Origin of the sequence: Enterobacter sp. 22466 (assembly GCF_052044775.1) — a bacterium.
GTDB classification, from domain to species: domain Bacteria; phylum Pseudomonadota; class Gammaproteobacteria; order Enterobacterales; family Enterobacteriaceae; genus Enterobacter; species Enterobacter dissolvens.
This window is the reverse complement of the sequence record NZ_JBQENX010000005.1, coordinates 105,571-117,307: the sequence shown is the minus strand read 5'-3', so window position 1 is coordinate 117,307 and position 11,737 is coordinate 105,571. Positions and strand designations below refer to the sequence as shown.

Below are 11,737 nucleotides of genomic sequence, written 5' to 3'. Positions count from 1 at the left end.
GGCCAGACGGCACCCCTGCTTGTTGTTTCATCCCGCATAAAACCCCGCCTCGTTGCTGCCGATCGCCCTGAGCGGCATTCTCTTCTTATGAATACGCTAACTTCCATGCACGGCATCGCTCGCGCGATCCGCAATCTTATTCGTCTCGGTGTTGTGACCGATGTCGACCTCAAACGAGGGCTCTGCCGCGTCCAGTCCGGGGGGATGAAAACCACCTGGCTGAACTGGCTGACCTGCCGCGCAGGCCGCTCGCGCGTCTGGTGGGCGCCGTCCGAGGGTGAACAGGTCTTGCTGCTGGCTATCGGCGGTGAGCTGGATACCGCCTTCGTGTTGCCAGGCATTTTCTCTGACGACCATCCGGCGCCGTCTGAGTCGCCTGACGCGCTCCACGTCTCGTTTCCTGATGGGGCGGTTATCGAATACGAGCCCGGCAACGGTGCGCTGACGGCGACTGGCATCAAAACGGCAACCATCACCGCATCGGAATCGCTGACCGCGACCGTTCCGGTGGTACAGGTGAAAGCTGAGAGCCGTATCACGCTGGATACGCCTGAAGTGGTGTGTACCAACAAGTTGATTACCGCCTCTCTTGAGGTGCAGAAGGGCGGGGTGATGGCCGGAAATATCGAACACGCCGGCGGTAAATTCACCTCCAATGGGGTGCAGGTGGACAACCATGCCCACGGCAGTGTGCAAAGCGGCGGAAGCTGGACTAAGGGGACGCAATGACGGTGCGCTACACGGGAATGAACAGTCAGACCGGGCTCAGCATTACAGAGGCGGAACACATCAGGCAAAGCGTGCGCGACATTCTGGTTACGCCAGTTGGCTCACGTGTTATGCGCCGGGAGTACGGCTCCTTGCTGGCGGCGATGATCGACAGGCCCCAGAGTCCGGCGCTGCGCCTGCAGATTATGGCCGCATGTTATTCCGCGATCCAGAAATGGGAACCGCGGATCAGCCTGACGGCGATTGCTTTCGAACGGTCGGAGAGTGACGGGACGCTGTACGTCGATATCACCGGCACGCGACCGGCTTCCGATCGCTCCTTTTCTCTCACTATTTCACTGAGTTAAACGCTATGGCTATTGTTGATCTGAGCCAGCTCGCCGCGCCTGATGTCGTGGAGGAGGTGGATTATGAAACGCTGCTGGCAGAACGAAAGGCCACCTTTGTCTCACTCTTTCCTGAGGCGGAGCAAGAGGCTATCGCACGCACGCTGACCCTGGAGTCAGAGCCGATTGTGAAGCTGCTGCAGGAAGACGCGTATCGGGAAGTTATCTGGCGTCAGCGCGTCAACGAGGCCGCGCGAGCGGTCATGCTGGCCTACGCCGCTGGCAGCGATCTCGACCAGATTGGGGCAAACGCTAACCTTCAGCGTCTGGTGATTACGCCTGCCGACGACACGACCTTTCCGCCCACGCCGGCTGTGATGGAGTCTGATACCGACTTTCGTCTGCGTATCCAGCAGGCACCGGAAGGGCTGAGCGTGGCCGGTTCGACTGGCGCTTATCAGTTCCATGGTCGCAGCGCGGATGGTCGGGTGGCGGATATTTCCGTGATAAGCCCTCAGCCCGCGAACGTCACGGTTTCCGTGCTCTCCCGGGAGAATAACGGCGTGGCGTCTGAAGAGCTGCTTACCCTCGTTCGCAATGCGCTGAACGATGAGGACGTCAGGCCAGTCGCCGATCGCGTGACCGTCCAGTCGGCCAAAATTGTCGACTACACCATTGCGGCCTCGCTGTTCCTCTTCCCTGGCCCGGAAAGCGAACCGGTGCTCAACGCGGCCAGAGCCCGGCTGCAGGCCTATATCACGGCGCAGCATCGGCTGGGACGCGATATTCGCAAGTCTGCCATTTACGCCGCTCTTCACGTTGAAGGAGTGCAGCGCGTGGAACTGACCGCTCCGGCAGCCGATATCGTGCTCGATGAAACTCAGGCCTCATGGTGCAGCCAGTACAGCGTAACCGTGGGGGGAAGCGATGAGTGATACCCGTCTTTTACCGGTTGGATCGTCGTCTCTTGAGGTGGCGGCCGCGCGCGCCTGTGCGGAGATAGAAAAAACGCCGGTACCGCTGCGCCATCTCTGGAGCGCGGATACCTGCCCGGCGAATTTGCTGCCGTGGCTGGCATGGGCATTTTCGGTCGATCGCTGGGACGAGAACTGGCCGGAGGCCACCAAACGGGACGTGATCCGCGCGGCGTGGTTTATCCATGCCCACAAGGGAACCATCGGCGCCGTGCGCCGCGTCGTGGAGCCGCTTGGTTATCTGATTAACGTCACCGAGTGGTGGCAAACCAACGATCCGCCCGGCACCTTCCGCCTTGATATCGGCGTATTAGACACCGGTATCACCGAGGAAATGTATTACGAGATGGAAAGGCTTATCGCTGATGCGAAGCCTGCCAGCCGCCACCTTATCGGCCTGAATATCATCCAGGACATCCCGGGTTATCTCTTTACCGGTGCCCTGAGCTATGACGGCGACATCATTACGGTTTACCCCGGATAAGTGAGAGCACAATGACAGTGAAATTTAAAACGGTTATCACCAAAGCCGGTGCAGAAAAACTGGCTGCAGCAACCGTCCCCAACGGGAAGAAAGTGAACTTCACCGCAATGGCGGTCGGCGACGGCGGCGGTGCGTTGCCCGTTCCGGATGCCAGCCAGACAAAGCTGGTGAATGAAGTCTGGCGCCACGCGCTGAACAAAATCAGCCAGGACAAGAAGAACAAAAACTACGTTGTGGCGGAGCTGCTGATCCCGCCAGAAGTGGGCGGTTTCTGGATGCGTGAGATGGGCCTTTATGACGATACCGGGACGCTGATTGCCGTCGGGAATATGGCTGAAAGCTATAAGCCCGCGCTGGAGGAGGGGTCAGGACGCGCGCAGACGCTTCGCATGGTTATCATGGTGAGCGATATTTCCTCCGTCGAGTTGACGATTGACACCTCCACGGTAATGGCCACGCAGGAATACGTCGACGGGAAGCTGACGGAGCATGAGCAGTCGCGCCGCCATCCGGACGCCACGCTGACCGCAAAGGGCTTTACCCAGTTAAGCAGTGCCACCGACAGCACGTCTGAGGTGCTTGCCGCAACGCCGAAAGCGGTGAAGGCGGCGTACGACCTGGCGAACGGGAAGTATACCGCAGCGGATGCAACCACGGCGCGTAAGGGGATTGTTCAACTGAGTAGCGCCACTGACAGTGTGTCTGAGGTGCTGGCGGCAACGCCGAAGGCGGTGAAGACTGCGTACGATCTGGCAAACGCCAAGTACACCGCGGTGGATGCCACTACGGCGTGCAAGGGGCTTGTCCAGCTCAGCAGTGCGATTGACAGTACATCTGAGACACTTGCCGCAACGTCGAGAGCAGTTAAGGCCGCGAATGATAATGCCAACGGGCGCGTGCCGTCAGGACGCAAGATTAATGGTCATGCGTTGACTGAGGATTTTAATATCAGCGCGCAGGATATTTTTAATGGTCAGGCTTTTGGTATTGGTAATGCCGCCGATTTGAATGCCTACACGACACCGGGGCTGTACTACCAGCCAGCAAACGCGCAGGCACAGACAGATAAAAATTATCCCGAGGCCAATGCTGGCTCGCTTGAAGTTTATAAGCATGCAGGTATTACACAGATTTACCGTATTTATAATAATTCCCGCTCATACATTCGCACGTTATATGCTGGGGTGTGGTCGGGATGGGCTAAGCAATATGACGCTGCAAATAAGCCAGGGCCGGATGACATTGGTGCTGTCGCAAAATCAGGCGACATAATGTCAGGTACACTTATCCAAGATTCTGTTCAGCAAGGGGTATATAATTACACGGCACTGGCGACAGGCACTACAGGAGTTAAAAACTTTCTTAGAAAATTTCGAGGTGGCTCTGGCGATACTATTTGGCATGAAACTACTCAAGGAGGGGAGTATCGTTTGGCAACGGGAAATACCGATGCGCAAGAAGAATTTGTAATTAACACCTCTACGGGGGGGCGTTTCCGTGGAAATATCACATCGCAATCTGGTGCAATTTATTCAGGAAGCAGTAAAAAAATAGGTCTTTTTTCCTCAGGCACATCAGATAAAAATGCAAATTTACGTCTGTGGGGGGCTTCTGGTCGTCCGACAGTCGTTGAGTTAGGGGATGATGCTGGGTATCACTATTATTCGCAGCGAAATACAGACGGTTCAATTACGTTTCAGTTTAATGGCAGTGCAGGCTTCGGGAGCGGGATTATCGCATCCGGGGAGATTGTTTCGAAAAGCGCAAACGGCTTACGTATCGCTTACGGCAATTATGGCACTTTCTGGCGTAACGATGGCGGCAACCTTTATTTGATGCTTACAAACAGCGGTGATTCGACCGGCAGTTTTAACTCGCTTCGTCCGTTTGTAGTAAACCTCGCCAACGGCTACGTAACAATGGGCCGTTTGACACTTTCCGATTACTCAAGTTTCGATGCTCGCTATTACACAAAGGCGCAAACAGATGCGGGTTACATAGCTAAAACTGAAGCGAATGCAAAATTTGTCACCCAGACACGGCTCGGAAGTGTGACTAACTCAGGGCCGATAGGTAACAGCAATCTGAACTACGGAAACGGAATTGTGCTGACAGGTGTTTATGGTACTGGTAACTACACTGTTAACCTGAATATCTATTATCGAGCTATGCAATATATGATTAACGGTGTCTGGTATACAGCAACCTCAGCTTAGAGAGATATTATGTTCATTTTAAAAAACTTAACTTCCTATGTTCCTGATGAGAGTTATGAGGTGGCGGAACTATTATCACTGGGCGTTTCATTCTTGAAAGATGAGAGCGGTCATGACTGGTATGATGCACAAAAGGAATTTAATAAGGACAAACTAAAAATTGTTTACTCCTCCGACGGGATTATTCGCTCAGCAGATTATGACATTTCGGCACTCTGGCCTGTTAATATGTCGATAGCTGAAATTGAAAAAGAAGCAATTCCGGAAAAATTCAGTATTAATGGCGAATGGCTTTTTGATGGTGAGAAAATCACTCTTGCACCGGTAGATCATTATGCAGTTGCGAAGTTGGAAAGACAAAATCGGCTGAACGAAGCATCAAATGCAATTGCACCATTGCAGGATGCTGATGAACTCGATATTGCCACTGAAGATGAAAGGGCTGTGCTCTCGCTCTGGAAGCGTTACCGCGTAATGTTAAACAGACTGGATCTCAGCAAAGCGCCAGATATTCAATGGCCAGAACGCCCGGCCTGACCCCAAGCCCTCCTCCCGGAGGGCTTTTCGTTTGTTGTGTAATCCTTTCCCCAACCCCAATACGTCGCATCCATCGCGCGCTCCACAGAAAATACCCTCACCACTAAACCACGGAGTTAAACGGATGGGCGACTATCACCACGGCGTGGAAGTCATCGAAATCAACGATGGCACACGCACCATTTCCACCGTCTCGACGGCAATCATCGGTATGGTCTGTACGGCCAGCGATGCTGACGAACAGACATTCCCTCTTAACGAGCCTGTGCTCATTACCAATGTACAATCCGCGATTGCGAAAGCCGGGAAAACAGGCACGCTGTCCGCTTCCCTTCAGGCGATTGCCGATCAGTGTAAACCGGTTGTCGTTGTTGTTCGCGTGGCCGAAGGTGTCGATAACCCGGACGACCCGGAAGCCGCACAGAAAGAAACCATTTCTAACATCATCGGTACCACCGACGAAAACGGCAAATACACCGGCCTGAAGGCACTTCTCACCGCGAAAACGGTGACCGGCGTTAAACCACGCATTCTCGGCGTACCGGGGCTGGATTCGCAGGAAGTGGCGACCGCGCTGGCAGCGACGTGCCAGAGCCTGCGTGCGTTTGGCTATGTCAGCGCATGGGGCTGTAAAACCATTCCTGAGGCGATCAACTATCGCAAAAACTTCAGCCAGCGTGAGCTGATGGTTATTCACCCGGATTTCCTGGCGTGGGATACCACGACGAACGCCACCAAAACGGCCTGGGCGACCGCACGCGCACTTGGTCTGCGCGCCAAGATTGATCAGACTACCGGCTGGCATAAAACCCTGTCCAACGTCGGTGTTAACGGCGTCACCGGGGTGAGCGCCTCTGTCTCCTGGGACCTGCAGGAACAGGCCACCGATGCCAACCTGCTTAACCAGGCGGGCGTGACTACGCTGATTCGCAATGACGGTTTCAAATTCTGGGGCAACCGTACCTGCTCTGACGATCCGTTATTCCTGTTTGAAAACTACACCCGTACCGCGCAGGTACTGGCCGACACCATGGCGGAAGCGCACGCATGGGCGATGGATAAACCCATTACCCCAACGCTTATTCGCGACATCATTTCCGGTATCAATGCCAAATTCCGTGAGTTGAAAACCAACGGCTACATCGTTGACGGCTCCTGCTGGTATGACCCGGAATCGAATGACGTGTCGACCCTCAAAGCGGGGAAACTGTATATCGATTACGACTACACCCCTGTTCCGCCGCTGGAGAATCTGACCCTGCGCCAGCGCATCACCGATACCTATCTGGCAGACCTGTCAGATTCGGTTAACAGCTAAGGAGCTGCAGCATGGCGTTACCACGCAAACTTAAATATCTGAATATGTTCAACGATGGCCTGAGCTATATGGGCGTTGTTGAGTCTGTCACCTTACCGAAGCTCACCCGCAAGCTGGAGAAGTATCGCGGCGGCGGTATGCCGGGTTCGGTCTCTGTCGACCTCGGCCTGGACGATGATGCCCTGGCGCTGGAGTGGACCATTGGTGGTCTGCCGGACGTTGCACTGTGGGCGCAGTATGCCTCGCCAGGCGCGGACAGCGTGCCGCTGCGTTTTACCGGTTCCTTCCAGCGTGACGATACCGGTGAAATCTCTGCGGTGGAGATCGTGATGCGTGGCCGTCACAAAGAGTTTGACGGCGGCGAGAACAAGCAGGGCGAAAGCGGCACCACCAAGATGTCCACCGAGTGCGCTTACTACCAGCTCACTATCGATGGCAAAGAGGTTATCGAGATTGACATCATCAATATGGTGCTGAAAGTCGACGGCGTCGATCGTCTGGCGGAACACCGTAAGGCCATCGGCCTGTAACCCTTAACCGGCCGCCGCTGCTGGCCGGTTACTTACCCTTTTGAGAGTAACGAAATGGAAAATATCAACGAGACTGTTATCAACGAAAGCGAAAACCCACACACCGTCACGCTTGATAGCCCCGTTCTGCGCGGCGAGCAAAAAATCGAAAAAGTGACCGTCGCAAAACCCAATGCGGGCACCCTGCGTGGCGTATCGCTGGCGTCGCTGGCGCAATCCGACGTGGATGCCCTGATTAAGGTGCTGCCGCGAATGACCTCTCCGGCGTTGACCGAACATGAGATTGCACGTCTGGATGCCTCCGACCTGCTCTCTTTTGCCGGTAAGGTGGTCGGTTTTTTGTCACCGACTTCGGCTCGCTGAAATTTCCTGAAAACCTGTCGGTCGACGATCTGATGGCGGATATCGCGGTGATTTTTCACTGGCCGCCGTCAGAGCTGTACCCCCTGAGCGTGACCGAACTCCTCATATGGCGCGAAAAGGCGCTGCAGCGAAGCGGAAACCACCATGAGTAATAATGTCAGACTTCAGGCGCTGCTGGATGCAGTCGCCAGGGCAAGCCGACCGCTTAAAGCTATTCAGAATGCCAGTCTCTCTCTTGAGGGAGAGATCGGTGAATCGCAGGCGGCGCTGCGCGCGCTCGATGAGCAGGCGGCCCGCGTCGATGGATTCAGAAAAACAAGCAGTCAGCTCACCATGACGGGGCAGGCGCTTGCCATGGCGAAACAACAGACGGCGGCACTGGCGCGTGAACTGAAAAACACGCAAAACCCCACCCGGGAGCAGAACGATGCGCTGACGGCAGCCCGCCAGTCTGCCGCCGCCCTGAAGCTTGAGTACAACACTCTGCGCCAGTCTGTCCAGCGCCAGCGCGGCGAACTTGCGCAGGCGGGGATTAACACACGGACCCTGGCAGCAGATGAACGTCGTTTAAGAAAGAGCATCGGCGAAAAAACGCAGCAGCTCAACGGACAACGAGAGGTACTCGCCCGGGTTAATCAGCAGCAGGAGCGGCTCAATGCCGTTCAGCGTCGCTACGAATCCGGCAAACGTGTTGCCACGCGCATCCATCAGTTTGCCAGCGCGGGCGTGAGCATGGCGAAGGCGGGCGTTGACCAGACGTCCCGGTTTATGGCGCCGGGTATCAGTGCTGAAAAGCAGATGTCTGCTATTCAGGCCAGTCTTGGTCTGGAGAAGGGAGATGCAAGGCTTGAGGCTATTCGCCAGCAGGCGCGGGACGTCAGTGCCGGTACGGGAACCTCAACGGAGGCGGTCACCCGGGCGCAGACCGAGCTGGTTCGTTCAGGATATGACGCCGAGGGTGTGCTTGCAGCCACGCTTCCTGCGGTCAATCTCAGCCTTGCGGGAAATGTCGATGCCGCAAACGCCGCCGACATCATCAGCAATGCACAGACCGCATTCAACCTGGCCAATACCGATGCTGGGCGTGTCGCAGACGTGCTGACCCACGGATTTACCTCCTCTCACACCAGCCTTACCGAGCTGGGTGCTGCCGTGGCCTCTGTCGCGCCAATTGCCAGCGGCGCTGGCGTGAGCCTTGAAGAGACGACCGCGCTGCTTGGCATTTTGATGGAAAAGGGGATGAAAGGGAGCACGGCTGGCGCCGGGGTCGGCGCTGTGCTGAGCCATCTGCAGATGCAGAACGGTCAGGGTTCTGCCGCGCTGGGTGAACTGAACGTACAGACCCATGATGGACAAGGCAATCTGCTGCCTGCGGAGCAGATCCTCAAAGCCCTCTCCGCATCCTTTGAAAAGAGCCAACTCGGTACCGCGCAGCAGATGGCGTACCTGAAGACCATTTTCGGTCAGGAAAACGCGCAAGGCGCTGCGGTACTGGTCTCCGCCGCGGGTAATGGAACGCTGTCTGAGAAACGTCAGCAGCTCCAGGGGGCAAAGGGCAGTACCGCGCGGGTAGCTGCCGTTCAGTCCGATAACCTTGCCGGTGATCTAGGCAAGCTTCAGGCGGTGTGGAACGGCCTGAAGATGGATGTATTTGATAAGGCGGATGGCGCCCTGCGTACCCTGACCACCACCGCGACCGGGTGGATCAGTACGCTCTCTCTGTGGGTGAATGCCAACCCCGCACTGACGCAAGGCCTGGTCGGGGTTATCGTCGGCGCGCAGGCGTTTGCCGGCATAGTGGGCGGGCTGGGCACGGTCGTTGCGCCGATGGTGACCGGCCTGAACCTGGTCATTACCGCCGCCGGGATGTTAGGCACCGCCTTCAGCGTGGTCGGCGGTAGCATCATGGCGATCCTGGGTGCACTCAGCTGGCCCATCATTGCCATTGGTGCGGCGATTGCGGCGGGTGCATTACTGATTTTTAAATACTGGGAACCTGTCAGCGCCTTCTTTACCGGGGTGATGGAAGGGCTTTCTGTGGCCTTTGCTCCACTGGGCGAGCTGTTTTCTCCACTTCTGCAGGCGTTTGGTTTCATCTCAGAGAAGCTGGGCGGGATCTGGCAGTGGTTTACTGGCCTGATTACGCCAATCAAAGCGACTCAGGAAACGCTCGACAGTTGCAAAAACGCGGGGGTGATGTTCGGTCAGATGCTCGGGGAGGCGTTGATGGCACCGCTTAATCTGTTCAACACTCTGAGCAGCAAGGCGACCTGGCTACTGGATAAACTCGGTCTTATCAAAACAGAGTCGGATAACATCGAGCCCGCTGCGGCTAACGCAGGGGCGGCTTCCTCTGCGCCGGGCAGTGCGTATATTCCGCCGACATCGACCTATGGTGGCTATCTGAAGTATCAGCCAGCGCTGGCCACTGGCGGACGCTCTTATGTCGATCAGAGCAGGAGCGAATATCACTTCACGCTGCAGGGTGACATGACCTCCGGAGCGGACCTCAGCCGGCAAATTCAGGATGCCCTGGACAGCAGAGAGAATCAGAGAGCGGCGAACCAGCGATCGCGCTTTATGTATGAGTAAGGAGAGAGAAAATGTTAATGGTGCTGGGGCTGTTTGTCTTTGAGCGACGAACCTTGCCGTATCAGTCAATGCAGTTTTCAAAGGATTACCGCTGGGCCTCTAACGATCGCATCGGGAAGCCCAAAGCCTGGCAGTATCTGGGTGAGGGCGATACATCCCATACGCTCTCCGGAACGCTTTATCCTGAAATTACCGGAGGGCGATTGTCCCTCAAAGCCATCGAACTGATGGCGAATGAGGGGCGGGCCTGGCCGCTGATTGACGGGACGGGCATTATCCATGGCATGTTTGTGATTGATAAGGTCACGCACACCCATACGGATTTTTACAGCGATGGTACGGCGCGTAAAATTGATTTTACGCTTTCTCTGAAGCGGGTTGATGAATCGCTGATGGCGATGTTTGGCGACCTGAGAACACAGGCTGAAGAGCTGGTGACCAGCGCGCGTACCGAAATCGGAGGGCTGCTGGGATGATCACGGAAATGAATGTCCGGGCGGGGGGGAAAATCGCCCCCGATTTTATGCTCAAGCTTAATGGCCGTGATATTACGCAAAATTTTAGCCATCGCCTTATCCGCTTGACCATGACTGACAACCGAGGCCTGGAAGCCGATCAGGTGGACATTGAGCTGGATGATTCCGACGGTCTGTTAGACCTGCCGGCTCGCGGCGCGTTTATTACTCTATGGCTGGGCTGGCAGGGCACCCCTCTGGAGCCGAAGGGGAATTTCACGGTCGATGATATTGAATTTCGGGGGGCGCCGGACCGGTTAACCATTCGTGGGCGCAGCGCCGATTTTCGTGGCAAGCTCAACGTTCGTCGCGAGCAGTCATGGCATGACACCACCCTCGGCGAAATTGTTGATACCATCGCGCAGCGCAACCAGCTTAGCGCCAGCGTGGCGGCGGAATTTTCATCCATAGCCATTGCGCATATCGACCAGACTCAGGAGTCCGATGCCGCGTTTCTCTCCCGCCTGGCTGAACGCAATGGCGCGTTTGTGGCCGTTAAGGAAGGGAAGGTGCTTTTCATGAAAGCGGGCGGCGCCGTGACGGCCAGCGGCAAACCGGTTCCGTTGAAAGTGATTGAACGCGCCGATGGCGATAAACACAGCTTTTCCATCGCCGATCGCGAAGCGTATTCCGGCGTGACGGCCAAATGGCTGCAAACGAGCGATCCTAAACAACAACACCCCAAGGTCAGCATCAATCGTCTGCCTCAGGCGGCAGCGACAGGTGCGTTACCTCATCCGGATGCCGCAGCCGTATCCGGCAGCACGGAGCAAACGCCGCAGGAGACATTGGTTGGTGCCGCCGATAACGTCTTTGAGTTGACCACTATTTTTGCCTCCGAAGCGCAGGCACTCAGAGCGGCTGAAGCCAAATGGCGCGCTTTACAGCGCGGGGTGGTGAAATTTTCAATCCAGCTGGCGCTGGGGAAAGCTGACCTTTTTCCCGAAACCCCCCTTCAGGTAAAAGGCTTTAAGCGGGCGATTGACGAGCAAGCGTGGATCGTCAGCCGGGTCGTACACACCCTTGACGGAAGAGGCTTTACGACGGAGGTGAATCTTGAACCTGACATTGCCGACGAAAAATTTTCCATCGAAAGCGAGTAGTATGCTTTTAATTTTACTCTTTTTGGGTATTATTAATTCACAAAAAGTGA

General features: G+C 55.9%; 13 protein-coding genes. All 13 read left to right on the top strand.

All coding sequences use genetic code 11. The features are described from left to right. The first annotated feature begins 87 nt into the window (after nucleotides 1-87). The 13 genes from ACTJJI_RS14775 to ACTJJI_RS14715 all read left to right on the top strand — a co-directional run bounded on the left by ACTJJI_RS14775 (nucleotide 88) and on the right by ACTJJI_RS14715 (nucleotide 11,687). Nucleotides 88-729: a phage baseplate assembly protein V gene (locus tag ACTJJI_RS14775; RefSeq protein WP_043951700.1), complete on the top strand. Its 642-nt coding sequence runs from the start codon at nucleotides 88-90 to the stop codon at nucleotides 727-729. After that, nucleotides 726-1,076 (top strand): GPW/gp25 family protein, encoded by a 351-nt coding sequence (locus tag ACTJJI_RS14770; protein WP_014833338.1) that lies wholly within the window; start codon nucleotides 726-728, stop codon nucleotides 1,074-1,076. The genes ACTJJI_RS14775 and ACTJJI_RS14770 overlap by 4 nt, the downstream gene beginning before the upstream one ends. Before the next feature lie 5 nt (nucleotides 1,077-1,081). Continuing rightward, nucleotides 1,082-1,990, top strand: coding sequence for a baseplate assembly protein (locus tag ACTJJI_RS14765; RefSeq protein WP_440654620.1), 909 nt, complete (start codon nucleotides 1,082-1,084; stop codon nucleotides 1,988-1,990). Then, a complete protein-coding gene (locus ACTJJI_RS14760) occupies nucleotides 1,983-2,513 on the top strand; it encodes a phage tail protein I (protein WP_063427128.1) in 531 nt (176 codons plus the stop codon). The genes ACTJJI_RS14765 and ACTJJI_RS14760 overlap by 8 nt, the downstream gene beginning before the upstream one ends. 11 nt (nucleotides 2,514-2,524) lie before the next feature. After that, a complete protein-coding gene (locus tag ACTJJI_RS14755) occupies nucleotides 2,525-4,729 on the top strand; it encodes a phage tail-collar fiber domain-containing protein (RefSeq protein WP_440654618.1) in 2,205 nt (734 codons plus the stop codon). Between the two features lie 9 nt (nucleotides 4,730-4,738). After that, a complete protein-coding gene (locus ACTJJI_RS14750) occupies nucleotides 4,739-5,266 on the top strand; it encodes a tail fiber assembly protein (protein ID WP_440654616.1) in 528 nt (175 codons plus the stop codon). 124 nt (nucleotides 5,267-5,390) lie between these two features. Beyond that, nucleotides 5,391-6,584 carry a phage tail sheath protein gene (locus ACTJJI_RS14745; protein ID WP_014833333.1) on the top strand — a complete coding sequence of 398 codons (1,194 nt, stop codon included), beginning with the start codon at nucleotides 5,391-5,393 and terminating at the stop codon, nucleotides 6,582-6,584. An 11-nt stretch (nucleotides 6,585-6,595) separates the two neighbouring features. Next, nucleotides 6,596-7,114 carry a phage major tail tube protein gene (locus tag ACTJJI_RS14740; protein ID WP_014833332.1) on the top strand — a complete coding sequence of 173 codons (519 nt, stop codon included), beginning with the start codon at nucleotides 6,596-6,598 and terminating at the stop codon, nucleotides 7,112-7,114. A 54-nt stretch (nucleotides 7,115-7,168) separates the two neighbouring features. After that, nucleotides 7,169-7,477 carry a phage tail assembly protein gene (locus ACTJJI_RS14735; RefSeq protein ID WP_014833331.1) on the top strand — a complete coding sequence of 103 codons (309 nt, stop codon included), beginning with the start codon at nucleotides 7,169-7,171 and terminating at the stop codon, nucleotides 7,475-7,477. Nucleotides 7,478-7,509: 32 nt separating this feature from the next. Continuing rightward, nucleotides 7,510-7,629 (top strand): GpE family phage tail protein, encoded by a 120-nt coding sequence (locus ACTJJI_RS14730; RefSeq protein ID WP_014833330.1) that lies wholly within the window; start codon nucleotides 7,510-7,512, stop codon nucleotides 7,627-7,629. Beyond that, a complete protein-coding gene (locus tag ACTJJI_RS14725) occupies nucleotides 7,622-10,069 on the top strand; it encodes a phage tail tape measure protein (protein WP_440654613.1) in 2,448 nt (815 codons plus the stop codon). Before ACTJJI_RS14730 ends, ACTJJI_RS14725 begins: the two co-directional genes overlap by 8 nt. A gap of 11 nt (nucleotides 10,070-10,080) precedes the next feature. Continuing rightward, entirely contained in the window at nucleotides 10,081-10,545 is a 465-nt protein-coding gene (locus ACTJJI_RS14720) for a phage tail protein (protein ID WP_014833328.1), read from the top strand. Continuing rightward, nucleotides 10,542-11,687: a phage late control D family protein gene (locus ACTJJI_RS14715; protein ID WP_257256548.1), complete on the top strand. Its 1,146-nt coding sequence runs from the start codon at nucleotides 10,542-10,544 to the stop codon at nucleotides 11,685-11,687. The genes ACTJJI_RS14720 and ACTJJI_RS14715 overlap by 4 nt, the downstream gene beginning before the upstream one ends. Nucleotides 11,688-11,737: the final 50 nt, after the last annotated feature.